This window comes from Nocardiopsis sp. CNZ308 (genome assembly GCF_004217075.1).
This window is the reverse complement of sequence record NZ_SHKJ01000001.1, coordinates 6,278,219-6,301,606: the sequence shown is the minus strand read 5'-3', so window position 1 is coordinate 6,301,606 and position 23,388 is coordinate 6,278,219. Positions and strand designations below refer to the sequence as shown.

The window sequence follows — 23,388 nt, the reverse complement described above, 5'->3', positions numbered from 1 at the left end:
CCTCCCAGGCCACTTCGCGGCAGCTGGTGACGCTACCTCCCGCCACCACCAACGGGTAGGGCGTTGAGCGGGGTCCCCGGACACCCGCTGCCTTCGCTGCCAACGCAGCAGAGCCCGACCACGCGCGAACAGCAAGCGTTGGTCGCCCTCCCGAGCCACTGCGCGGCAGCTGACGCCACCGCACCAGGCCTCCACCGTTCAGGGACTCGGCGTTGCAAGGGGCTGGCGCTGTGAAGCTGGCGCGGTGGGGCTGGCGCCGTTCGACCCGGGCCCGGATCCAGACCCAGACCCAGACCCGGCCCCGGACCGGGCACCCGACCCGCCCCGTTCCGCCCGGGAGGGGCGTGTCACACTCGGTGGGTGACCGAGCCCGAAGTTCCCCCCGGAGGCGGAGTCCTGCCGACCCGCCCGATCCTCGGCGGTTTCCACCCCGACCCCACGGTGTGCCGCGTCGGCGACGTGTTCTACCTGGCGTGTTCGAGCTTCGAGTACGCCCCTGGCGTCCCCCTGTTCCGGTCGTCGGACCTCGTGTCCTGGGAGCGTGTCGGCGCGGTGATGGACCGGCCCTCCCAGCTGGTGCTGTCCGGCGCCGCGCCGTCCTCGGGCGTCTACGCCCCGACCCTGCGCTACCACGACGGCACCTTCTTCCTGGTGACCACCAACGTCTCCGACGGTCCCGGGCACCTGCTGATGACGGCGACCGACCCTGCCGGTCCGTGGTCCGACCCGGTGCGGATCCGCGGCGCGGGAGGCATCGACCCGGACCTGGCGTGGGACGGGGACGGCAGGTGCCTGCTCACGTGGTCGGACGGCGGCATCCGCCAGGCCGTCCTCGACCCGGCCACCGGTGAGCTGCTGTCCCGGCCGCGTCCGCTGTGGAGCGGTACCGGGGGCAGGGATCCGGAGGCGCCGCACCTGTACCGGGTGGGGCGGTGGTGGTACCTGGTGGTCGCCGAGGGCGGCACCGGCCCCGGACACGCGGTGACGGTCGCCCGGGGGCCCTCGCTGGAGGGTCCGTTCGAGCCCTGCCCGCACAACCCCCTGCTGACCGCCAGGGGGACGCCGGGCCCGGTGCAGAACACCGGCCACGCCGACCTGGTCGAGAGGCCCGACGGGTCGTGGGCGGCGGTGTTCCTGGGGGTGCGTCCCTCGGGCTCCTTCCCCGGGTGGCACGTGCTGGGCCGGGAGACCTTCGCCGCCGACGTCGCCTGGCGCGACGGCTGGCCCGTGGTCACCGGACCGGTCGAGCCCGAAGAGCCGCCGCGGGTGCGCGTCTCGCTGGGCGAGGGCGTGCTCGGCCCCGGCTGGGTCGGCGCCGGGGTCTTCCCCGACCGGGTGCTGCGGTGGTCGGGGGACCGGTGGCGGATGTCGCCTCCCGGGGACGAGGAGGTGTTCGTCGGTCGCCGCCAGGAGCACACGACCATGACCGTCCGGGCCGGGATCGACGCGGGCGGGGGCGCGGGCGCCCTGGAGGTCCGCATCGACCCCGCTCACCGGTTCGCCCTGGAGGTCGGGGGCGGGCGGGTGCGCGCCGTCGCCCGGGCCGGACCGCTCACCACCGTGCTCGGGGAGGCGCACGCCTCCGCGGACACGGTGCTCGAACTGCGGGTGGAGCCCTCGACGGCGCCCGAGTACAGCCGCGAACGGGGGCCGGACGTGGTCGTCGCCGCGGTCCGCGCCCCGCAGGGCACCACCGAGCTGGCCAGGATCGACGGACGCTACCTGTCGACCGAGGTCGCGGGCGGGTTCACCGGCCGCATGGTCGGGGTGAGCTGCGGCCCGGGCGGGATCGGGGTGCGTTTCGTGGAGTACCTCGGCGGCGCCTGACCGGGCCGCGCGGCTGTCGGAGCGGTCGCCTTCCGCCGAGGACGTGCCCCGGCGGCGGCCGGACCCGCCGCGGGCCTTCGCGCGGTCCCGGCCGACCGGGGCTCAGACGCCGACGACCCCCTGCGCGGCCCGGTAGAACAGGGCGACGGTCACCGCGCCGGGGTCCGGGCTGCCCAGGGCGGCCTCGCCCACATAGCTGGTGCGCCCCCGGCGGCCGAGCAGGCCGCTGGTGCCGTCCGCGCCCTCCCGCGCGGCCTCCGCGGCCGCCCGCAGCCCGGCGCGCAGCCCCGCGCCGCTGTCCACCGCCCCGGCCAGGGCCTCCGAGGCCGGGGCGATGGCGTCGACCATGGTGCGGTCCCCGACCTCGGCCGACCCCAGCCGGTGCAGGGTCGCCCACCCGTTCGCGGTGGCCTCGGCCACCATCGCCAGGGTGAACGCCTCCGCGCCCGCGCCCGCCTTGCCGAACTCGCGGAACCACATGCCGAACAGCGGGCCGCTGGTGCCGCCGCTGTGGCCCAGGAAGGTCTCCGCCATCACCTCGAAGGGCTGTCCGGCCGACCCCGTGGCGGCGGTGTCGGCCAGGGCCTCGCGCGTACGGCGCAGCGCGGTGGTCATGTTGGTGCCGAAGTCGCCGTCGCCGCTGCGGCGGTCCAGGTCGGTGAGGTGCGCGCCCTCCTCCTCGACCGCGCCGATGAAGGCCTGCACCCACCGCTCGACGTCGGAGGGACTGAGCTGCTCTGCCATGCCGGTGCTCCCGTTCGGACTGTGGTGGGACGGACGTTCTACCAGGTGAGCGCGGGTGTGGCGGCCGGAGCGTCCCACAGCTCCAGCACCTCGTCGTCGGCCCCCACCAGGGTGACCGAGCAGCCCGCCATGTCCAGGGAGGTCACGTAGGACCCCACGAGCGAGCGGGCCACCTCTACCCCGGCGTCGTCCAGGACGCGCCGCGCCTCGCGGAACACCCCGTACAGCTCCAGGTCGTGTGTGGCGCCCAGGCCGTTGACGATGGCGATCACGCGGTCCCCGCGCCCCAGGCCCAGCGCCTCCACCAGCGGCGAGACCATCGGGGGCACCAGCTCGCGGGAGGGGCCGAAGGCCCGTCGCCGCCGGGCCCGCTCGCCGTGGATGCCCACGCCGAACTCCACCTCGTCCCCGGGCAGCTCGAACGAGGGCCGCGACTCGCCCGGGTGGGCGCCCGCGGCCAGCGCCACGGACAGGGTGCGGCTGCGCTCGGCCACCCGGCGTCCGAGCGCGGCCAGCTCCGCCAGGTCGGCGCCGCGCTCGGCCGCGGCGCCGCAGACCTTCTCCACCGCCACGACCGCCGCCGTGCCCCGGCGTCCCGGGCCCCCGCCGTCGCCGGTGTCGGTGGCCAGGTCGTCGTCGACCAGGACGATCTCGCTGCGTACGCCCGCGTCGGCCAGCAGCTCACCGGCGATGCGGAAGTTGAGCACGTCGCCGGTGTAGTTCTTGACCACGTGCAGGACGCCCCGGCCGGTGTCGGCCGCCTGTGAGGCCGCCCGGATCTGCACGGCCGTGGGGGAGGCGAAGACGGCGCCCGGCACGGCGGCGTCGAGCATGCCGGTGCCCACGAAGCCCACGTGCAGGGGCTCGTGGCCCGAGCCGCCGCCGGAGACCACCGCGACCTTGTCCGCGGCGGGGCGGGCGCGCACGAGGTAGGCGGGGTCGGCGTTGAGGCGCACGTGGTGCGGCCAGGCCGCGGCGAACCCCTCCAACGCCTCGGACACCACGTCGCCCGGCTCGTTGATGAACTGTCTTCGCATCGGCACGCTCCGTAGTTCTCGCTGTGGCCCCCCGCGGCGCCGTATGCGACATAGCCGTGCGCCGCCCCGCCCAAACGTCCCCGGCCGCGCTGTTCTCAGCCCGGTGGCTGTATCCGCGCCCTCTGGGCGTTATATGCGCGTTATGAGCAGATTGGCGCTGACCTCTTGTTTTTCTCTGCGTAAAGCGCGCAGTATGGCCCTGTTCACATGCGCGAAACGAGCAGGAGTGGTCATGCGTCACCAAGGGCTGCTGGACGCCGTCACCGACGGCGTGCAGAGGGTCGAGGACCTCGCTCGGGAACTCGGCATCAGCCCCTCCACCGTGCGGCGCGGGCTGGGCGAACTGGAGAGGGCCGGAAAGGTGGTCCGCACCCACGGCGGCGCGGTCCCCGCGCCCGCGGGCGCCGAACTGTCCTGGACCCAGAAGAGCCTGCGCAACGCCCCCGCCAAGCGGCGCATCGCCGAGCACGCCGCCGCACTGGTCGAGGACGACCACGTCGTCCTGCTGGACGCCGGGAGCACCACCACCTTCGTGGCCGAGCGCCTGGCCCGGCGCTCGGGGCCCACCGTGGTCACCTCCGGCCTCGGCCCCATGGCGGCGCTGCACGACGCCGAGGGCATCGAACTCGTCGTCGTCGGCGGGCGCGTGCGGCGCAGGCGCGGCTCCATCGTCGGCGACTACGCGCACGGCGTGCTGGACCGCATCACCCCGCACATCGCCTTCATCGGCGCCGACGGGCTCCTGCCCGGCCGGGGGCTCAACTGCCCCAGCCCCGAGATCGCCGCCGCCAAGGAACTCCAGATGCGCAGCGCCCGGCGGATCTTCGTGGTCGCCGACTCCACCAAGGTCGGCTCCGGCCCCCACCCGTACTGGGCCGTCGTCCCCGGACCCTACGGCCTGATCACCGACGACGGGATCGGAGCACGCGAGCGCGAGGCCCTCGACGCCGATCCCGCCTGCACCCCCCACGTCGTCGCGGTCGACGCGGGCACGCGACCGGAATGACCCCCTGAAAGGCACCTGGTATGGAAGTACAGCTCCTCGCGGCACTGCTCCTGGGCGTGGGCACCGTCATCGCCCTCATCGTGTGGTCCCGGCTGGACGCGTTCGTCGGACTGCTCGCCGGAGCCCTGGTCACCGGCGTGGTCGCGGGCGTCCCCGCCCCCGAGCTGGTGGGGCACCTGACCACCGGCTTCGGCAACACCCTCGCCGGGATCGGCATCGTCATCGCCCTGGGCGTGATGATCGGCACCGTCCTGGAACGCAGCGGCGGCGCCGACGCCCTGGCCAAGGCCTTCGTCCGCATGGCCGGCAAAGGCCGCGAGGACGTGGCGATGACCGCCACCGGCGCGGTCGTGTCCGTCCCGGTGTTCTGCGACTCCGGCTTCGTCATCCTGCACCCGCTCGCCCGCTCCCTGGCCAGGCGCTACGGCAGGCCGCTGGTCGTGATGAGCCTGGCCCTGGCGGGCGGGCTGTCCATCACCCACCACCTGGTCCCGCCCACACCCGGTCCGCTCGCCGCAGTCGGGCTCCTCGGTGCCGACCTGGGCACCACCGTCATGCTCGGCGGGGCCATGTCGATCCTGCTCATCCCGGTCGTGGTGGTCTACGCGCGCTACATGGGACCCCGTCTGGAGGCGAGCGTGGAGTCGGGCCTGGTCCCCGAGAACGCCGCCGCGGGCGAGCCGGGAGCGGCCACCCGCAAGGCCGCCGGGCTCGGAGACGCCGTCCCGGCCGCCGGACGCGACATCAGCGAGGAGCCCCCGGACCCGGGCGTGAGCGCGCTGACCGCCTCCGTTCCGCTGCTGCTGCCCCTGCTGCTCATCGTGGGCAACACCTTCACCGGCGCGCTCGCCGGGGGCAGCGCGGCCGCCGACGTCTTCGCCTTCCTCGGCAACCCCGCCATCGCCCTGGTCATCGGGCTGGTCGTGGCCGTCTACACGCTGCCGCCCCGGGGGACCGGGCGCGGGGAGGTCGTCTCCTGGCTGACCGCGGCCGCCGCCTCGGCCGGGATGATCGTGTTCATCACCGGCGCCGGAGGGGCCTTCGGCGAGGTCCTGCGCGCCTCCGGCGTGGGCGACGCGCTGGCCGACGCCGTCTCGGGCTGGCCCGTGCCGATGTTCCTGCTGCCGTTCGTGATCGCCACGTTCGTCCGGCTGGCCCAGGGCTCGGGAACCGTCGCCATCATCACCTCCGCCACCCTCAGCGCCCCGATCGTGGCGGCGGCGGGGATCAACCCCGCGCTCGCCGTGGCCTCCGCCTGCGCCGGCTCCTTCGTCTTCTCCTACGTCAGCGACTCCTACTTCTGGGTCGTGACCCGGTTCACCGGCCTGTCCGGCGGCGCCGCCATGAAGATGTGGAGCGGGATGACCACCGTGCTGTGGCTGGCCAGCCTGCCGCTGCTGTGCGTCGCCGCCCTGGTCCTGGGATAGGGGGACCCCGTGGCGCAGATCCTCGTCCTGTCCGACGACCTCACCGGAGCCAACGCCACCGGCGCGCGCTTCGCCCAGACCGGCATGCGCGTGGCCTCGGTGGACGCCGGGCACGCCGCCCACGCGGCTCCGGCCTACGACGCGGTCGTGGCCAACCTGGACAGCCGCCACCTGCCCGCCCGCGAGGCCGCCGGACTCGTCGCCGCCACCGTGGACCGGCTCTGGCCGGTGGACCTGGTGGTCAAGCGCACCGACACCACCCTGCGCGGCAACGTCGGCGCCGAACTGGAGGCCGCCTGGCGGGCGGTGCGCGAGCGCACGCCGACCGGAGTCCGCGTCCGCGTGCTCTTCGCGCCCGCCCACCCCGCCTCCGGGCGGATCACCGTGGACGGCGTCCAACTGCTCGACGGGGTCCCCCTGGAACGCACCCAGCTGGCCCTGGACCCGCTGAACCCGGTCCGCACCAGCGTGGTGGCCGACCTCGTCGCCGAGCAGAGCGCCCTGGCCGTGCGGCACCTGTCCCTGGGGCGGGTCACCCGCGCCGACCTCGTCGGTGAGCTGCTCGCGGGCGACGAACCCGTCGTGCTGTGCGACGCCGTGACCGAGGACCACCTGGCCGACATCGCCCGGGCGGCGGCCGCGGCCTCCCGCCGGGACGGCACCGTCTGGGTGGCCGCCGACCCCGGCCCGTTCGGGGCGCTGCTCGCCCGCGAACTGGGGCTGCGCGGCACCGCGCCCGACCCCGGGCCGGTCCTGGCGGTGGTGGGCAGCGCGACCGAGCTGACCCGGCACCAGCTCGACACCGTCGCCGAGGACCCCTCGGTGGAGTTCGTCGACGTCGACGCCCGGCGCTTCACCTCCGACCCCGGGCACCGCGACGAGGTCGCGCGGCTCCTGGTCGGGGCCCTGACCAGGGCCTCCTTCCCCGCGGCGGTGGTCGTGCGCACCCGCGCCTCGGCCGAGGACGTCGTGCGCCTGCCGACCGAGGCGCGCCGCGCCATGCCCGGCATGCTCGCCGCGCTGGTCGCCGGGGCCGTCGCCCGGGCCCGGCCCAGCGCACTGTTCTCCAGCGGCGGCGACGTCACCTCCGCCCTGCTCACCGCCCTGGACGTGCGGGCCCTGGACGTGGGCGGCGAACTCGTCCCGCTGGCCGTGCACGGCCGCCTGGACGGCGGGCCGCTGGAGGACACCCCGATCATCACCAAGGGAGGGCTGGTCGGGGACCAGGACACCATCGCGCGCTGCCTGGCGCGGCTGCGCGACACGGTCAACGACAGGCTGCGCGGGGTGTCCGCGCGGATCCCGAGCGGAGGAAGAGAAGAAGATGACTGAACGCCCGACCCTGGCCGTCACCGTCGGAGACCCCGTCGGCATCGGCCCCGAGATCACCGTGCGCACCCTGGCCGAGGTGGGCGCCACCGCCCCCGCGCGCGGGGTGGTCGTCGCCGACCCCGCCGTGCTGCGCCGCGCGGCCGCCGTCCTGGACCTGGACGTGCGGGTGCGCGCCCTGTCCTCCTGGGACCTGCCGCCGGAGCAGGAGGGGGTGGTCGACTGCCTCGACATCGGCGCGCTCGGCGACACCGAACTGGAGTGGGGCGTGGTCGACGCGCGCGCCGGGGCCGCCGCGGTCCGCGCGATCGAGGTGGCCACACGGGCGGCGATGGAGCGGCGCGTGGACGGGATCGTCACCGGGCCCATCAACAAGGAGGCCATCTGGGCCTCGGGCAGCCGCCACCTCGGCCACACCGAGATGCTCGGGGAGCTGACCGGCGTCACCCGCCAGAACACCATGTTCGTGGTGCGGGGCAAGAAGATCTTCTTCGCCACCCGGCACGTCTCGCTGCGCGGCGCGCTGGACATGATCGACGAGGAGCAGCAGGTGGGGGCGATCACCGAGGCGCTCACCGCGCTGCGCGTGTTCGGCCACGACGAGCCCACCCTGGCGGTGGCGGCGATCAACCCGCACGGCGGCGAGAACGGCGCCTTCGGCGACGAGGAGATCCGCCACCTGGCCCCGGCGGTGGAGCGCACACGCGCCTCGGGCGCGGACGTGGTCGGGCCGGTCCCGGCGGACTCGGTCTTCCACCGCCTGCTGACCGGCCACTACGACGGGGTGCTCTCGCAGTACCACGACCAGGGCCACATCGCGGCCAAGACCTTCGACTTCGACGGGACGATCTCGGTGACGGTGGGCCTGCCCATCCTGCGCACGTCGGTGGACCACGGCACCGCCTTCGACATCGCTGGCCAGGGGAGGGCCGACCACGGCACCATGCGCTCGGCCTTCCTGCACGGGGCCGACTTCGCCCGCTTCGCCGACCGCATCCGCGCCGAGTACGGGAACTGACCGCGGGCGGGGGCACCGCCGTCCGCGCCTGCCGCGACCCCGGCCCGGCTCCGGTCCACCCGTCGTCCGTCCGCGTGTGGGGCACGGACGGGCGGCGGGCGCCCCGGCCTCAGCCCTTCCCGACGGCGGCGGGCCGCGACGGGGCCGGGCCTGACCGCTCGGAGCCGCCACACGTCCCGGTGCCGCGGAGCCCGTCCGCCGAGCGCACGAGCGAGGCGACCTCCCGGGAGCGGCTGCCCGCGGGCCACGCGAGCACCGTGGTGACCCGCGGCGCGTCCGTCACGGGCACCGCGACGTGTTCGGGCCACTGCCAGGCGCGGCTGGAGGCGGGGATGACCAGCAGCGTCCGGCCCAGCGCCACGAGTTGGGCGAGCTGTGACTGGGTGCGCACCCGCGGCCCGGGCCCGTCGGGGTAGGTCCCGTCGAGCCGGGGCCACCGGGCGATCGGCAGGCCCGGCACGTCGGCGACCTCCGCCAGTGTGAGCCGGTCGCGTGCGGCGAGCGGGTGCGCGGCGGGAAGGATCGCCACCTGGCCCTCGACGCAGAGCTCCTCGGTGTCGAACCCGGCGACGTCGTCGAAGGGCAGGTGCATGATCGCCACGTCGGCGCTCCCGTCGCGGAGCAGCCCCGCCTGCTCGCCGACCTCGCACAGCAGGACCTCGACCGGCGCGGCGCCGGGTGCGCTCCCCGCCGCGTCGAGGAGCCGTCGCAGCAGCTCGTGGGAGGCCCCGGCCTTCGTCACGAGCACCAGCGGCCGATCCGGGGCCCCGGCCCGCCGCGTCCGGCGCGCGGCTGCCGCGACCGCGTCCAGGGCCGCCCGGGCCTCCCGGAGCAGCACCCCGCCGGCGTCGGTGAGCGCCACACCGCGGCGGTTCCGGTCGAGGAGCGGGACACCGAGCCGCCGCTCCAGCCGCCCGATCGCGCGCGAGAGCGGAGGCTGCGCGATGCCGAGCCGGTCGGCGGCGCGCCCGAAGTGCAGTTCCTCGGCGACGGCGACGAAGTAGCGGAGTTCGCGGGTTTCGAGATCGTCCACGCCAACAGCCTATGGACCGATACCCGGCGGGTATCACGGCCGACCGAGCCGGTATTGGACCGCGGGTGCGCGCTCCGCCGAGCATGGACTCCGTGAACGACACGAAGACCGCGCTGGTCACCGGCGCGAACAAGGGAATCGGTTTCGCCATCGCCCAAGGACTGGGGGAGTTGGGCTTCACGGTCGCGGTGGGGGCCCGCGACGACGCCAGGCGGGAGGAGGCCGTCGAGCGGCTGCGCGCGGCGGGCGCCGACGCGTTCGGGGTCGCCCTCGACGTCACGTGCGACGACAGCGTCGCGGCGGCGGCGAAGACGATCGAGCGAGAGGCGGGTCGGCTCGACGTGCTCGTCAACAACGCGGGCGTCTCCGGCCGCACCGACGGCGGAGCCCAGGACCCGACCACCCTCGACCTCGACGTCCTCCGCGAGGTCCTCGACACGAACGTGTTCGGGGTCGTGCGGGTGACGAACGCGATGCTGCCGCTGCTCGGCCGCGCGAGCTCGCCGCGCATCGTTAACATGTCGAGCAACATGGGCTCTCTGACGTTGCGGACCGGCCCCGTCCTGGCCGCGTACGCGCCGTCCAAGACCCTGCTCAACAGCGTCACGGCGCAGTACGCCCGCCGGTTCGCCGACACCAACGTCATCGTCAACGCCGCCTGCCCGGGCTACGTGGCGACCGACTTCACCGGTTTCAACGCGCCACGGACGCCCGAACAGGGCGCGGCGATCGCGATCCGGCTCGCCACCCTGCCCGACGACGGACCGCGCGGCGGCTTCTTCGACGACGAGGGCGCCGTCCCCTGGTGACCCCGGACGGGCGGTGGGTGACCGGTCAGGCGCCCAGACCCGACATCAGGTCGGCGAAGGGGACCGGCTCCTCGTAGGGGTCCGCGGCCGCGGGGGAGCGGTCCGCGGCCAGCGCCGCGAGCTGGCGTCCGGCGCGCTCGACGCGCTGGGTCAGCTCGCGGCCGCCGCCCTCGCCCGACCCCCAGTCCTCCGAGGCCGCGTACACGCCGGTGGGCGCGACCACCGAACGGGTGTGGGCGAACATCGGCCGCAGCGCGTGCTCCAGCACCAGCGAGTGGCGCGGGCTGCCTCCGGTCGCGCCGATCAGCACCGGCATGCCGTCCAGGTCCTCGGGGTCGACCACGTCGAAGAAGGACTTGAACAGGCCGCTGTAGGAGGCGTTGAACACCGGGGTCACCGCGATGATCCCGTCGGCTCCGGCGACGTCCTCCAGCACACCGCGCAGCTCACCGGTGGGCACCCGGGTGGTCATCGCGTTCACGATGTCGTGCGCCACCTCGCGCAGCTCCACGGTACGGGTGCGGACCTCGTCGCCGCGCTCGCGCAGCGAGGACTCGGCGGCGGCGGTCAGCCGGTCGGCGAGCAGGCGGGTCGAGGACGGCGTGCTCATCCCCGCCGAGACGGTCACCAGTGTGCGGGTCGCCATCTGTCCCCCTAGTAAAAAGCTTCTTGAGAAGTAGTTTTTGGTGAAACTACCAGAGGAACGGCGCGCCCGTCCCGGCTATTCCCGTGGGGGGCGCCAGGGGGTGAGGGGCGGGCGGCCGCCGCGGAGTCGGGATCCTCCGAGGTCGGACCGCACTGCCGAACGCTGTTCTTTACGGGGTGTTTACATGTGAAGCCGTGGTGGTTATTCTCATGGGAGCGCTCCCGAATGACCTGAATCACACTGATTCGGGTTGCGTTCGGGGGAGCGTGAGTGTCCGCATTCCCAACCCGTCCCATCCCGCCCTTCGCACTCCTGTTCTGGGAGCGCTCCCACCCATGGGGTCACCCCCCGCGTCGCCGCACCCTCCCCGGAGGACGACGTGCCCCGCGCACCACCCGCATCACCCGCATCACCCTTCGGATTCCACGCATCAGTCGGCGGCCCCGCGCCCCGACACTCTCGTCCCTCTGGCACCACCCCCCAACCATGAGGAAAAGCAAGAGATGAGCAGAATCCCGCGCACTCCGGACAGGCGTCCGGGCGCACGGCGCGGCCTCGCCGCGACATCGGCCCTGATCGTGGGCGCCGCACTGGCCACGGCCGTGCCCGCCCCCGCCAGCGCAGCGGCCGGTTGCGAGGTCGACTACCAACTCAACGACTGGGGCTCCGGGTTCACCGCGAGCGTGGAGATCACCAACCTCGGCGACGCGGTCAACGGCTGGACCCTGGAATGGGACTTCGCCGGAAACCAGCGGGTCACCAACTCCTGGAACGGCACCGTCACCCAGAGCGGACAGAGCGTCTCGGCCACCAACGCCGGGTACAACGGCGCGATCGCGACGGACGGCACGGCCACCTTCGGCTTCCAGGCCACGTACTCGGGCGCCAACGCCGTCCCCGCCGAGTTCACCCTGAACGGTGTGGCCTGTGAGGGCCTAGTCGACCCCGACCCCGATCCGGACCCCGACCCCGATCCGGACCCGGACCCGGACCCCGGCACGGGCGAGCGGGTGGACAATCCGTACGTGGGCGCTGACGTGTACGTCAACCCGATCTGGTCGGCCAACGCCGCCGCCGAGCCCGGCGGGGACGCCGTGGCCGATGAGCCCACCGGGGTGTGGCTGGACCGCATCAGCGCCATCGAGGGCAACGACAGCCCCACCACCGGCAGCATGGGATTGCGCGATCACCTGGACGAGGCCCTGGCCCAGGCCGACGGTGAGCCGCTGGTGTTCCAGGTGGTCATCTACAACCTGCCCGGCCGTGACTGCGCCGCCCTGGCCTCCAACGGCGAGCTGGGCCCGGACGAGATCGACCGGTACAAGAACGACTACATCGATCCCATCGCCGAGATCCTGGCCGATTACGAGGACACCGAGCTGCGGGTGGTGACCACGGTCGAGATCGACTCGCTGCCCAACCTGGTCACCAACGTCTCCCCCCGCGAGACCGCGACCGAGAACTGCGACGAGATGCTGGCCAACGGCAACTACGTCGAGGGGGTGGGCTACGCGCTGGCGCAGCTGGGCGCGATCGACAACGTCTACAACTACGTGGACGCCGGTCACCACGGGTGGATCGGTTGGCAGGACAACTTCACCGCCTCGGCGGCGCTGTTCCATGAGGCGGCCAACGCCGCCGGGGCGACTCCGGCCGATGTGCACGGGTTCATCGCCAACACCGCGAACTACTCGGCTCTGGTGGAGGACAACTTCTCCATCGACCAGACCATCGCGGGTACGCCGGTGCGCCAGTCGGACTGGGTGGACTGGAACCAGTTCACCGACGAGCTGTCCTTCGCCCAGGCTCTGCGCGAGGAGCTGGTGGGTCAGGGCTTCGATTCGGGGATCGGGATGCTCATCGACACCTCCCGTAACGGGTGGGGCGGCCCGGACCGTCCGGACGGGCCGGGGCCGAGCACGGATGTGAACGCCTACGTGGACGGGGGCCGCTACGACCGCCGGATCCAGTCCGGGAACTGGTGCAACCAGTCCGGTGCGGGGTTGGGTGAGCGTCCCCAGGCCGCTCCGGAGCCGGGGATCGACGCCTATGTGTGGATGAAGCCGCCGGGTGAGTCCGACGGGTCCAGCGAGTACATCGAGAACCCGGAGGGCAAGGGGTTCGACCGGATGTGCGACCCGACCTATGAGGGCAACCCGCGCAACGGTTACAACATGAGCGGTGCGCTGCCCGAGGCGCCGATCTCGGGGCACTGGTTCTCCGCGCAGTTCCAGGAGCTGCTGGCCAACGCCCACCCGCCCATCCAGTAGGACCGGCGACCGCCTGCCGGTGCGGTGAGTACGAGGGGTGCCCGTCCGACACGGGCGGGCACCTCCGCTCCGCACTGCGCTCCGAGACTCCCCGGGGCGGTCCGGCCCGCCCCGGGGCCCCGGGAACTTAACGAGTAGTCACCATGTTTGCACCCGTTGTCTCCGTGTGTCGTGGATGTTAACTTCGCCCCACGATGCCTGGGAGCGCTCCCGCAAGGCGTGCGCGAAACGGGCGTCCGAATTCCGGAAAACCACCGAACGCGCACCGGCCCGACCCGGGCAACGAGCCGCAGGTCACAGCGTCGTACCCGGCTCCCTCCCCCCCACACCCGCACTCCGACCCCGCCGCCTCCCCCCATCGGAGAGCTCCGCCCCGGCGCCGTCCTCCGGCGCGCGGGACCGCGGAGGGGAACGGAGAACCTGTCCGAGGAGGACACGTGACCACCCCCCGCCCCGGCCCGCGCCGCACGGCGCGCTGGCGCAGACCCGCGCCCGCGCTCCTCGGAGCGGTGCTCCTAGCCGCCCTCCTTCCGGCCGCGCCCGCGCAGGCCGCACCGATTTGCTCCGTCGACTACCAACTCAACGACTGGGGCTCGGGTTTCACGGCCGAGGTCTCGGTCACCAACGAGGCCGAGTCCCTCTCCAACTGGACGCTGGGCTGGGAGTTCTCCGGCAACCAGCGCATCAGCAACAGCTGGAGCGCGCAGGTCTCCCAGAGCGGCGGCTCCGTGACCGCCAGCGGCCCCTCCTGGGCGCCCGGCCTCGCCTCCGGCCAGACCGCGACGTTCGGATTCCAGGCCACCTACAGCGGTACCAACGAGGTACCCACCGACTTCACCCTCAACGGCCTGGACTGCGCGGGCGAGGAGCCCGAGCCCGAGGACCCGACCCTGGTCGTGGACCCCGACTCGGTCACCCTGGCGCCCGGCGGCGAGACCGCCTTCGACGTGGCCCTGTCCGAGGCGCCCGCCGAGGACGTGGCCGTCAGCGTGGAGCGCACCTCCGGCAGCCCGACCCTGTCGGTGGCCTCGGGAGCCTCGCTGACCTTCGGCGAAGCCGACTGGGACACCCCGCAGGAGGTGACGGTCGCCTCCTCCGGTGACGGCTCGGGCGACCCCGCCCAGGCCGAGTTCACCGTCTCCGCCGAGGGCTACGACCCCGTGGTCGTCACCGCGCGCGAACTCTCCGGCGCCTCCAACGCCTACGAGGAGGAGTTCCTCACCCAGTACGACAAGATCAAGGACCCCGACAGCGGCTACTTCCGCGAGTTCGACGGCCTCCTCGTGCCGTACCACTCGGTGGAGACCCTGATCGTGGAGGCGCCCGACCACGGCCACGCCACCACCTCCGAGGCCTACAGCTACTACCTGTGGCTGGAGGCGACCTACGGCAGGATCACCGGCGACTGGGAGCCCTTCAACTCCGCGTGGGAGTCCATGGAGGCCTTCATCATCCCGGGCACGGCCGACCAGCCCACGAACGGCTCCTACGACCCGTCGGCCCCGGCGACCTACATCCCCGAGTCGCTCGACCCGAGCGACTACCCGATGCCGCTGGACGACTCGGTCGAGGCGGGGCAGGACCCGCTCGCCCAGGAGCTGAGCAGCACCTACGGCACCGACGAGGTCTACGGCATGCACTGGCTGCTGGACGTGGACAACACCTACGGCTACGGGTTCTGCGGTGACGGCACCGATGAGGCCCCCGCCTACATCAACACCTTCCAGCGCGGCTCCAACGAGTCGGTCTGGGAGACCGTGCCGCACCCGTCCTGCGAGACCTTCCAGCACGGCGGCGAGAACGGGTTCCTCGACCTGTTCACCGACGACGACAACTACTCCGAGCAGTGGCGCTACACCAACGCCCCCGACGCCGACGCGCGCGCCGTGCAGGTGGCCTACCTGGCGCACGAGTGGGCCTCGGAGCAGGGCAACGAGGGCGCGATCGCCGAGAACGTCTCCAACGCGGCGATGATGGGCGACTACCTGCGCTACGCCATGTTCGACAAGTACTTCAAGGAGATCGGCGACTGCGTCGATCCCCAGTCCTGCCCGCCCGGATCGGGCAAGGACTCCGCGCACTACCTCATGGCCTGGTACTACTCCTGGGGAGGCGCGCTGGAGAGCGCCCAGTACCCCTGGGCCTGGCGCATCGGCGGATCCTCCGCCCACCAGGGCTACCAGAACGTGATGGCGGCCTACGCGCTCTCGGAGGTGTCCGCGCTCCAGCCGGAGTCGGCCACCGGCACCGAGGACTGGGGCACCAGCCTCGACCGGCAGCTGGAGTTCCTGGAGTGGCTCCAGTCCTCCGACGGCGCCATCGCGGGCGGCGCGACCAACAGCTGGGAGGGCACCTACGCCCAGCCGCCCTCGGGCACGCCCACCTTCTACGGCATGTTCTACGACGAGAAGCCCGTCTGGCACGACCCGCCGTCCAACCGCTGGTTCGGCTTCCAGGTCTGGGACATGGAGCGGGTGGCCGAGTACCACCGCATCACCGGTGACGAGCGCGCCGGGGACATCCTGGACGACTGGGTGCCCTGGGCGATCGCCAACACCACCGTCGGCGAGAACGGCGAGTTCGCCATCCCCGCCGACATGGAGTGGAGCGGCCAGCCCGACACCTGGACGGGCGAGTCCACGGGCAACCCCGACCTGAGCGTCGAGGTCGTCTCGCACGGACAGGACGTCGGCATCGCCGCGGGCCTGGCCAAGACCCTCATGCACTACGCCGCCGCCACCGGTGACGCCGACGCCCGCGCGACGGCCGAGGGCCTGCTCGACGCCCTCCTGGCCAACCAGGACGACCTGGGCGTCGCCGTTCCCGAGACGCGGGCCGACTACGCCCGCTTCGACGACGAGTTCGGCGCCCCCGACGGCGGCCTCTACATCCCCCAGGGATGGACCGGCCAGATGCCCAACGGGGACCCGGTCGACTCCGACTCCACGTTCCTGTCCATCCGGTCCTTCTACGAGGACGACCCGAACTGGCCCCAGGTCGAGGAGTACCTCAACGGGGGACCGGTGCCCGAGTTCACCTACCACCGCTTCTGGGCGCAGGTGGACGTGGCCACAGCCCTCGCCACCCACGGCGAGTTGTTCGGCGACGGCGCCTGACCGGCCGTAGCCGCACGGGGGCGGGCGCCGACGGCGCCCGCCCCCGACCCCCCACAGAAGAAAGGAACACCATGTCGGTCACCAAGGGGCGAAGACGGCTCCGGGGAGGGGCCGCGGCCGCGGTCGCCCTCGCACTCAGCCTGGTCACGGGCGGTCTGACCGCCGCCGCCCACGCCGAGGACACAGCGCTCACGGCGCAGGAGGCGGCCCGGGCCCAGCAGGCCACCCTGCGCGAACTCGCCGACCAGCGCGGGCTGCGCATGGGCACCGCGGTCGCGCCGCAGCACCTGAACCAGGCGGCCTACGCGCAGACCGCCGCGACCGAGTTCAACTCCGTCACCCACGAGAACGACCTCAAGTGGGAGACCGTCCAGCCCCAGCCGGGGCAGTTCAACTGGACCAACGCCGACCGCATCGTGGACTTCGCCCAGCAGAACGACCAGCTGATCCACGGCCACACGCTGGTGTGGCACAGCCAGCTGCCCCCATGGGTGAGGGACGGCACCTTCACCGAGGGCCAGCTGCTGGACGTCATGGACACCCACATCAGCACCACCGTGGGGCGCTACCGCGACGACATCGCCACCTGGGACGTGGTCAACGAGCCCATCGGGGACGACGCCCGGTTCCGCGACTCGGTCTTCTACCGGACGCTGGGGGAGGACTTCATCGCCGAGGCCTTCCGGATGGCCGACCGGGCCGACCCCGACGCCCGCCTGTTCATCAACGACTACAACATCGACGGGATCAACGCCAAGAGCGACGCCTACTACGACCTGGTCCGGGACCTGCTGGCGCAGGGCGTGCCGATCGACGGCATCGGCTTCCAGGGCCACCTCATCGCGGGGCAGGTCCCCTCCAGCATCCAGCAGAACATCCAGCGCTTCGTGGACCTGGGCCTGGAGGTGATGATCACCGAGCTGGACATCCGCATCCAGCTGCCCGTCACCCAGCAGAAGCTGGAGCAGCAGGCCAGGGACTACGAGCAGGTGGTCAACGCCTGCTACGCGGTCCAGGGGTGCTCGGGTGTGATCGTGTGGGGCGTCACCGACGCCCACTCCTGGGTTCCCGGTACCTTCCCGGGCCAGGGCGCGGCACTGCCCATCGACGAGGACTACGAGCCCAAGCCCGCCTACTGGTCGATCCACGAGGCGCTCGGCGGCGACCCCGGTCCCGGCCCGGACCCGGACCCGACCGACCCGCCGTCGGGTGAGTGTGAGGCGGTGTACTCGGTGACGAACCAGTGGCAGGGGGGTTTTCAGGCGCAGGTGACGGTGACGGCGGGTGCCGCTCTGTCGGGGTGGACCGTGGAGTGGACCTTCGGTAGCGGTGAGAGCGTCTCGCACGCCTGGAACGCGTCGGTGTCGGGGAGCGGCGGCAGTGTGACCGCGACGAACGTGGGTTACAACGGCGCGTTGGCGGCGGGGCAGTCGACCTCGTTCGGGTTCGTCGGCAACTCCAGCGGCGGTGTCTCCACACCCGAACTCACGTGCAGCGCTTCCTGACCGGCGGCTGACCCCGCCCGCGGGGGAGGACCGAACGACACTGACGCGACCGCCCCGGAACAGGCCGCGCCTGTGTCAGGACCGGGCGCCGGGGGAACGCAGCCGCCACCCCCGGCGCCCACCCGGTCCCCGCCCACGAGGGCGGGACCCCCGCAACCCGACAACGTTGTCCGCCCCTCTACCTGGAGCCCTCCCATGGTCAAACGCCTGCTGATCGCCCTCGGGTCGGTCATCACCCTGGTGGCCGCACTGCTCGTGCACTCGCTGCCCGCGCACGCCGACACCGGCTTCCGCGTCAGCGACGGCCGCCTCGTCGACGCCGCCGGAAACGACTTCGTCATCCGCGGCGTCAGCCACGCCCACACCTGGTACACCCAGGAGACCCAGTCGTTCGCCGACATCAAGTCCCTGGGCGCCAACGCCGTCCGCGTCGTCCTCAGCAGCGGCCAGCGCTGGACGGAGAACACCGCCGCCGACGTGGCCGACGTCGTCGACGAGTGCAAGACCAACCGGCTGATCTGCGTCCTGGAGGTGCACGACACCACCGGTTACGGCGAGCAGGCCGGGGCCGCCACGCTCGACCAGGCCGTCGACTACTGGCTGCGCGTCCAGGAGGCCGTCGAGGGCGAGGAGGACCACATCCTCGTCAACATCGGCAACGAGCCCTACGGCAACGACGCCGCGATCAACCAGAACTGGGCCGCCGACACCAGCGACGCCATCAACCGCCTGCGCGACGCGGGCTTCGACCACACCCTGGTCGTGGACGCGCCGAACTGGGGCCAGGACTGGGCGGGCGTCATGCGCGACAACGCCCAGCCGGTGTTCGACTCCGACCCGCACGCCAACACGGTCTTCTCCGTGCACATGTACGGCGTCTACCAGCAGGAGTCGACGGTCGTCTCCTACCTGGAGCACTTCGTCGACGCGGGCCTGCCGCTGATCGTCGGCGAGTTCGGCCACGACCACTCCGACGGCAACCCCGACGAGGACGCCATCATGTCCCACGCCGAGCGCCTGGGCCTGGGCTACATCGGCTGGTCCTGGAGCGGCAACGGCAGCCCCGTGGAGTACCTGGACATGGTCGAGGGCTTCGACGTCGAGAGCCTGACCCCCTGGGGCGAGCGCATCTTCAACGGACCGGACGGCATCGCCGCCACCGCCGAGGAGGCCCCGGTCTACGGCGGCGGCCCCGACCCGACCGACCCGCCCACCGAGGAGCCCACCGACCCGCCGACCGAGGAGCCCACCGACCCGCCGTCGGGTGAGTGTGAGGCGGTGTACTCGGTGACGAACCAGTGGCAGGGGGGTTTTCAGGCGCAGGTGACGGTGACGGCGGGTGCCGCTCTGTCGGGGTGGACTGTGGAGTGGACCTTCGGTAGCGGTGAGAGCGTCTCGCACGCCTGGAACGCGTCGGTGTCGGGGAGTGACGGCAGTGTGACCGCGACGAACGTGGGTTACAACGGCGTGCTGGCGGCGGGGCAGTCGACCTCGTTCGGGTTCGTCGGCAACTCCAGCGGCGGTGTCTCGACCCCCGAGCTGACGTGCAGCGGCTCCTGACCCGTCCGCACCCTGTTCTTTCCGTGCTCCTACGATCCAGTGCCCCGACCACCGGAATCCCCGCGACCCACTGCCCCTGCGACCCGGTACCCCCACAACCCGGAGTCCCCGCGACCCGGTGACCACGTGATCCGACACACCCGCTGATCCCGCTGAGGGAACAGACCACCCGCCCCGGCCCGCACCGCCCCGGTGCGGCCGGGCACCCCCCACAGAGATTGGAGTGGCCCATGCGGTCACGCAGCACCCTCGCCATGGCCTTGGCGCTCGGCGGCCTCGCCGTCGGCACCACCGTCGTCGCGCTGCCCGACACGGCCCAGGCCCACGGCGCGTTCACCTACCCGGCCAGCCGCACCTACGCCTGCTTCCAGGACGCCACCGGCGGCAGCAGCGGCGGCGCGCTCGCGCCGACCAACGACGCCTGCGCCGACGCGCTGGCCGAGGGCGGCAACTACCCGTTCTGGAACTGGTTCGGCAACCTCATCAGCAACTCCGACGGACGCCACCAGGAGTTCGTGGCCGACGGCGAGCTGTGCGGACCCACCGACAGCTTCTCCGCCTTCAACGCGGTCCGCGCCGACTGGCCGACCACCGAGCTGCCCGCCAACACGACGGTGGAGTTCCACCACAACGCCTGGGCCGCGCACCCGGGCACCTTCTACACCTACGTCACCGAGGACGGGTTCGACCCCGCGACCGACGCGCTGACCTGGGACTCCCTGGAGCTCATCGACGAGGTCACCGACCCGCCGCTGCGCAGCGGCGGCGTCGCCGGAGCCGAGTACTACTGGGACGTGGACCTGCCCGACAAGGAGGGCCAGCACGTCATCTACGTGGTGTGGGAGCGCTCCGACAGTCCCGAGGCGTTCTACAACTGCTCCGACGTGGTCTTCGAAGGGGGCTCGGGCGGCAACCCGGACCCCGAGCCCGAGCCGGAGCCGGAGCCGGAGCCGGAACCCGAGCCGGAGCCCACGGACCCGCCGGCGGGTGAGTACTGCACGGCCGAGTACACGGTCCTCAACGAGTGGCAGGGCGGCTTCCAGGCCGAGGTCGAGGTCACCGCGGGCGAGGACGGGACCGACGGCTGGATGGTGGACTGGGTGTTCGCCAACGGCCAGGCGGTCAGCAGCGCCTGGAACGCCTCGCTCGTCAACCACGGCGCCCACTTCGAGGCCAGGAACGCCGCGCACAACGGCTCGCTCGCGGCCGGGGAGAGCGCCAGCTTCGGGTTCACCGCCACCTCGGGGAACGTGAACATCGAGCCGCGGGTGACCTGCCAGGAGCCGTGACCTGACCATCCCGGAGGGACCGTACCCCCCACACGAGGGCCGTGAAGGCCCGCGCGGTCCCGGCGCCACGGTACCGAACGCTGTTCGGTACCGTGGCGCCATGAACACCGCGAAGATCTACACCTCCTGCCAGGAGCGCATGCTCGCGCTCGCCGACGACCTGAGCGCGGAGCAGCTCGCCACGCCCGTTCCCGCCCTGCCCGCGTGGACCGTCCGGCAGACCTACGCGCACCTGGCCGGACTCTGCGCCGACGTGCCCGCGGAACGGGTCACGCCCCCGGCCGACGACGCCGTCACCGCCCGCCAGGTGGCCGAGCGCGAGCACCTGGACATCGCCGCGCTCTGCGCGGCCTGGCGCGAGGACACCCCGGCCCTGCTGGAGGTCTTCGCCACCCGGACCCGGGCCCGCTACTCGCTGCCCGCGATCGACGTGTGGCACCACGAGAACGACGTCCGGGGCGCGCTGGGGATGCCCGCCCAGACCGAACACGCCGACGAACTGGCCGCCTTCGTCCTGGGCGCGACGGCCCGCGCGTGGTCCCCCGAGCTACCCGGGGTGCGCGTGGCGGCCACGGACACCGGCCAGGAGTGGGCCTTCGGTGAGCGGGCCGACCTGGAGTGGTCGGCCACGGCCTTCGAGCTGGTGCGCGCCGCCACCGGCCGCCGCAGCGCCGCCCAGATACGCGCCATGGACTGGAGCGGTGACCCCGCCGACGTCCTGTACCGCCTGTCGGCCTTCCCCTTCCCCGAGACCGGCCTGCGGGTCTGACCGGGGAACGGCGGGCGTGCCCGAACCGCCCGTGCGGGACCCGTGCCCGCCGCTCCCGGTCGGACGGGCCGGAAGCGGCGGTCCGGACGGCCTCCGCTGGCCGGGACGGACCCTCCGCATGCCGGGTCGGCCGCCTGACGGCGGCGGCCGGAGCCGCCGGTCAGGGCCGGTACGGGATCCGCTGGAGGGACCGCACCTCGCCCAGCGTGGACCACTCGTCGCGGCCCAGCCGCGCCAGCGGGCGCAGCAGGGTCGCCTCCGGGTGCCCGTCCACCAGCACCGACTCGTCCACGGCCGCCCGTACCACCCGGCCGAACACCACCGTCGAGTCGCCCAGGCCCACCGTCGAGTGCAGCACGCACTCCAGCGCCACCGGGGAGTCGGCCACCCGGGGAGGGCGCACCGACGCGCTGGGCTCGCGCCCGATCCCCAGGGCCTCGAACTCGCTCACCTCCGGCGGGTAGGAGGTGCCGCTGGCGTTGACCTGTGCCTGCATCGGCTCCGGTGCCAGGTTGACCACGAACTCGCCGGTCTCCTCCACGTTGCGCAGCGAGTCCTTGCGCCGCACCGAGGTGAACTGCACGATCGGCGGCTGGGTGCACGCGACGGTGAAGAAGGAGTGCGGTGCCAGGTTGTCCACGCCCGACGCCGACGTGGTGGAGACCCACGCGATCGGGCGCGGCAGGATCACGGCCGTCATCAGCTGGTAGAACGCTCGTCCGGGCAGGTCTCGCGGTGTCCATTCGGTACGCATCGGCATCGATTATCCCGCCCCGCGCCGAGCGGGCCGAACCCCCGGACCGCGCGGCGGGGCGGACGGCGACCCGAGGGCGGGCCCCGGCGCGGTGCCCCGCGCGCGGGCGCGGCCACCGCCGTCCCGCGCCCGCGCGTCCGGCTCAGGCCGTGCGGTCGAACTCCGCCTGCCGCGGCGCCCCGGCCCGGCGCCACTCCATGCGCGCCCAGGGCAGGCGCAGCTCGGAGGTGCCGGTGACGTCCAGCGGCTTGAGGTCCTCCACCGCCTCGGCCTCCCGGTGGCGGGCGAACACGGACTCGGTGTAGCGGTGGCCGGTGTCGGCGGCGAGGAACACCACCGTCCGGCCGGGGGAGAGTCCCAGTTCCCACCGGGCGGCCAGGTAGGCGGCGCCGCTGGAGAGCCCCGCGAACACGGCGTGCCGCCGCAGCAGGTCGACCGTCCCGGCCAGGGCCGCCGTGAAACCGGTCCAGTGCACGGTGTCGTAGAGGGTGTGGTCGACGTTGCCGAAGGGGATGGCGCTGCCGATCCCGGCGATGATGATGTCCTTGTCGGGCACGCCGTCGCTGGCGAAGGTGACGCTGCCGAACGGCTGCACCCCCACCAGGCGGGTGCCCGGGTCGGCCTCGCGCAGGTAGGTGCCCAGCGCGCCGGTGGACACGCCCGTCCCCACACCCCCCACGAGCGTGAGGTCCGCGCCCGCCGTCTCCCGGCGGATCGTCTCGGCGACCTCCCGGTAGCCCAGGTAGTGGAGGGGGTCGTGGTACTGGCGCATCCAGTGGTGGTCCGGGTGGGCGGCCAGGACCTCCCTGACCCGGCGCACCCGGCGGTTCTGGTCCAGGCGCAGGTCGTCGGTGGACTCCATCTGTTCCAGGTGTACGCCCAGGACCTCCAGTTGTACGCGCAGGGTGCGGTCCACGGTGGTGGAGCCGATGATGTGACATCGCAGCCCGTACCGGTGGCAGGCCAGCGCCAGCGCGTGCGCGTAGACGCCGCTGGAGCTGTCCACCACGGTGTCGCCGGGGCGGACGGCGCCGGTCTCGACGAGGTGGCGGACGGCGGCCAGGGCCGAGAGGGCCTTGAGGGTCTCGAACCGCAGGCACAGCAGTCCGCCGCCCAGGTCGATGAGGTCGGGGCGGCCGATCGCTTCAGAGACGTGCTCGTCCACGGTCGTTCTCCTTACTGGTGGCTGGGGCGGGCGCGTGCGCCGGAACGCGACGGTGCACGCGCCCGCCCGGGAGGAGGGCGTGGG

The 23,388-nt window shown here is 73.0% G+C and carries 18 protein-coding genes; 12 read left to right on the top strand and 6 right to left on the bottom strand.

Annotated elements, in window-relative coordinates; genetic code table 11:
- The first annotated feature begins 360 nt into the window (after nucleotides 1-360).
- Nucleotides 361-1,827 (top strand): glycoside hydrolase family 43 protein, encoded by a 1,467-nt coding sequence (locus EV372_RS27205; RefSeq protein ID WP_130398409.1) that lies wholly within the window; start codon nucleotides 361-363, stop codon nucleotides 1,825-1,827.
- A 102-nt stretch (nucleotides 1,828-1,929) separates the two neighbouring features.
- Here EV372_RS27205 and EV372_RS27200 read toward each other — a convergent pair whose 3' ends face one another.
- Both EV372_RS27200 and EV372_RS27195 read right to left on the bottom strand, forming a co-directional pair.
- A complete protein-coding gene (locus EV372_RS27200) occupies nucleotides 1,930-2,571 on the bottom strand; it encodes a DAK2 domain-containing protein (protein ID WP_130398408.1) in 642 nt (213 codons plus the stop codon).
- Between the two features lie 38 nt (nucleotides 2,572-2,609).
- Nucleotides 2,610-3,608, bottom strand: coding sequence for a dihydroxyacetone kinase subunit DhaK (locus EV372_RS27195; RefSeq protein ID WP_130398407.1), 999 nt, complete (start codon nucleotides 3,606-3,608; stop codon nucleotides 2,610-2,612).
- Between the two features lie 232 nt (nucleotides 3,609-3,840).
- On the opposite strand from EV372_RS27195, the gene EV372_RS27190 reads away from it, so the two are divergent.
- Genes EV372_RS27190 through pdxA form a run of 4 tightly spaced genes read left to right on the top strand, consistent with a single transcriptional unit; the run spans nucleotide 3,841 to nucleotide 8,388 of the window.
- The gene (locus tag EV372_RS27190) at nucleotides 3,841-4,614 is read left to right on the top strand and encodes a DeoR/GlpR family DNA-binding transcription regulator (protein WP_130398406.1); all 774 of its coding nucleotides are present in this window, start codon (nucleotides 3,841-3,843) and stop codon (nucleotides 4,612-4,614) included.
- Between the two features lie 20 nt (nucleotides 4,615-4,634).
- Nucleotides 4,635-6,041, top strand: coding sequence for a GntT/GntP/DsdX family permease (locus tag EV372_RS27185; protein WP_130398405.1), 1,407 nt, complete (start codon nucleotides 4,635-4,637; stop codon nucleotides 6,039-6,041).
- A 9-nt stretch (nucleotides 6,042-6,050) separates the two neighbouring features.
- Entirely contained in the window at nucleotides 6,051-7,373 is a 1,323-nt protein-coding gene (locus tag EV372_RS27180) for a four-carbon acid sugar kinase family protein (RefSeq protein ID WP_130398404.1), read from the top strand.
- On the top strand, nucleotides 7,366-8,388 hold the full coding sequence (pdxA, locus tag EV372_RS27175) for a 4-hydroxythreonine-4-phosphate dehydrogenase PdxA (protein ID WP_130398403.1): 1,023 nt from the start codon (nucleotides 7,366-7,368) through the stop codon (nucleotides 8,386-8,388). Before EV372_RS27180 ends, pdxA begins: the two co-directional genes overlap by 8 nt.
- A gap of 109 nt (nucleotides 8,389-8,497) precedes the next feature.
- Here the strand turns inward: pdxA and EV372_RS27170 are convergent, their stop codons facing one another.
- Complete coding sequence (locus EV372_RS27170; protein ID WP_130398402.1) at nucleotides 8,498-9,421, bottom strand: LysR family transcriptional regulator; 924 nt, start codon at nucleotides 9,419-9,421, stop codon at nucleotides 8,498-8,500.
- Between the two features lie 83 nt (nucleotides 9,422-9,504).
- Here EV372_RS27170 and EV372_RS27165 point away from each other — a divergent pair, with 83 nt between their 5' ends.
- Nucleotides 9,505-10,230 (top strand): SDR family oxidoreductase, encoded by a 726-nt coding sequence (locus EV372_RS27165; protein WP_130398401.1) that lies wholly within the window; start codon nucleotides 9,505-9,507, stop codon nucleotides 10,228-10,230.
- A 25-nt stretch (nucleotides 10,231-10,255) separates the two neighbouring features.
- Here EV372_RS27165 and EV372_RS27160 read toward each other — a convergent pair whose 3' ends face one another.
- The gene (locus EV372_RS27160; protein ID WP_130398400.1) at nucleotides 10,256-10,876 is read right to left on the bottom strand and encodes an FMN reductase; all 621 of its coding nucleotides are present in this window, start codon (nucleotides 10,874-10,876) and stop codon (nucleotides 10,256-10,258) included.
- A gap of 503 nt (nucleotides 10,877-11,379) precedes the next feature.
- Between EV372_RS27160 and EV372_RS27155 the strand changes: the two genes are divergently transcribed.
- The 6 genes from EV372_RS27155 (at nucleotide 11,380) to EV372_RS27130 (ending at nucleotide 21,385) form a co-directional block, all read left to right on the top strand.
- Complete coding sequence (locus EV372_RS27155) at nucleotides 11,380-13,146, top strand: glycoside hydrolase family 6 protein (protein WP_130398399.1); 1,767 nt, start codon at nucleotides 11,380-11,382, stop codon at nucleotides 13,144-13,146.
- Nucleotides 13,147-13,583: 437 nt separating this feature from the next.
- Entirely contained in the window at nucleotides 13,584-16,262 is a 2,679-nt protein-coding gene (locus EV372_RS27150) for a glycoside hydrolase family 48 protein (RefSeq protein WP_130398398.1), read from the top strand.
- A gap of 71 nt (nucleotides 16,263-16,333) precedes the next feature.
- Nucleotides 16,334-17,767 (top strand): endo-1,4-beta-xylanase, encoded by a 1,434-nt coding sequence (locus EV372_RS27145; RefSeq protein ID WP_130398397.1) that lies wholly within the window; start codon nucleotides 16,334-16,336, stop codon nucleotides 17,765-17,767.
- Between the two features lie 195 nt (nucleotides 17,768-17,962).
- Nucleotides 17,963-19,327: a cellulase family glycosylhydrolase gene (locus EV372_RS27140; RefSeq protein WP_130398396.1), complete on the top strand. Its 1,365-nt coding sequence runs from the start codon at nucleotides 17,963-17,965 to the stop codon at nucleotides 19,325-19,327.
- A gap of 230 nt (nucleotides 19,328-19,557) precedes the next feature.
- Nucleotides 19,558-20,616, top strand: coding sequence for a lytic polysaccharide monooxygenase (locus EV372_RS27135; protein WP_130398395.1), 1,059 nt, complete (start codon nucleotides 19,558-19,560; stop codon nucleotides 20,614-20,616).
- Nucleotides 20,617-20,716: 100 nt separating this feature from the next.
- Entirely contained in the window at nucleotides 20,717-21,385 is a 669-nt protein-coding gene (locus EV372_RS27130; protein WP_130398394.1) for a maleylpyruvate isomerase family mycothiol-dependent enzyme, read from the top strand.
- 160 nt (nucleotides 21,386-21,545) lie between these two features.
- Here the strand turns inward: EV372_RS27130 and EV372_RS27125 are convergent, their stop codons facing one another.
- A complete protein-coding gene (locus EV372_RS27125) occupies nucleotides 21,546-22,139 on the bottom strand; it encodes a flavin reductase family protein (protein ID WP_130398393.1) in 594 nt (197 codons plus the stop codon).
- A gap of 142 nt (nucleotides 22,140-22,281) precedes the next feature.
- Nucleotides 22,282-23,304, bottom strand: coding sequence for a pyridoxal-phosphate dependent enzyme (locus EV372_RS27120; RefSeq protein ID WP_130398392.1), 1,023 nt, complete (start codon nucleotides 23,302-23,304; stop codon nucleotides 22,282-22,284).
- Between the last annotated feature and the right edge of the window lie 84 nt (nucleotides 23,305-23,388).

Coding starts and splice junctions, on each gene's coding strand:
- EV372_RS27200 (WP_130398408.1), bottom strand. CDS start 2,571: ATGGCAGAGCAGCTCAGTCCCTCCGACGTCGAGCGGTGGGTGCAGGCC.
- EV372_RS27195 (WP_130398407.1), bottom strand. CDS start 3,608: ATGCGAAGACAGTTCATCAACGAGCCGGGCGACGTGGTGTCCGAGGCG.
- EV372_RS27190 (WP_130398406.1), top strand. CDS start 3,841: ATGCGTCACCAAGGGCTGCTGGACGCCGTCACCGACGGCGTGCAGAGG.
- EV372_RS27185 (WP_130398405.1), top strand. CDS start 4,635: ATGGAAGTACAGCTCCTCGCGGCACTGCTCCTGGGCGTGGGCACCGTC.
- pdxA (WP_130398403.1), top strand. CDS start 7,366: ATGACTGAACGCCCGACCCTGGCCGTCACCGTCGGAGACCCCGTCGGC.
- EV372_RS27165 (WP_130398401.1), top strand. CDS start 9,505: ATGGACTCCGTGAACGACACGAAGACCGCGCTGGTCACCGGCGCGAAC.
- EV372_RS27160 (WP_130398400.1), bottom strand. CDS start 10,876: ATGGCGACCCGCACACTGGTGACCGTCTCGGCGGGGATGAGCACGCCG.
- EV372_RS27155 (WP_130398399.1), top strand. CDS start 11,380: ATGAGCAGAATCCCGCGCACTCCGGACAGGCGTCCGGGCGCACGGCGC.
- EV372_RS27145 (WP_130398397.1), top strand. CDS start 16,334: ATGTCGGTCACCAAGGGGCGAAGACGGCTCCGGGGAGGGGCCGCGGCC.
- EV372_RS27140 (WP_130398396.1), top strand. CDS start 17,963: ATGGTCAAACGCCTGCTGATCGCCCTCGGGTCGGTCATCACCCTGGTG.
- EV372_RS27135 (WP_130398395.1), top strand. CDS start 19,558: ATGCGGTCACGCAGCACCCTCGCCATGGCCTTGGCGCTCGGCGGCCTC.
- EV372_RS27130 (WP_130398394.1), top strand. CDS start 20,717: ATGAACACCGCGAAGATCTACACCTCCTGCCAGGAGCGCATGCTCGCG.
- EV372_RS27125 (WP_130398393.1), bottom strand. CDS start 22,139: ATGCGTACCGAATGGACACCGCGAGACCTGCCCGGACGAGCGTTCTAC.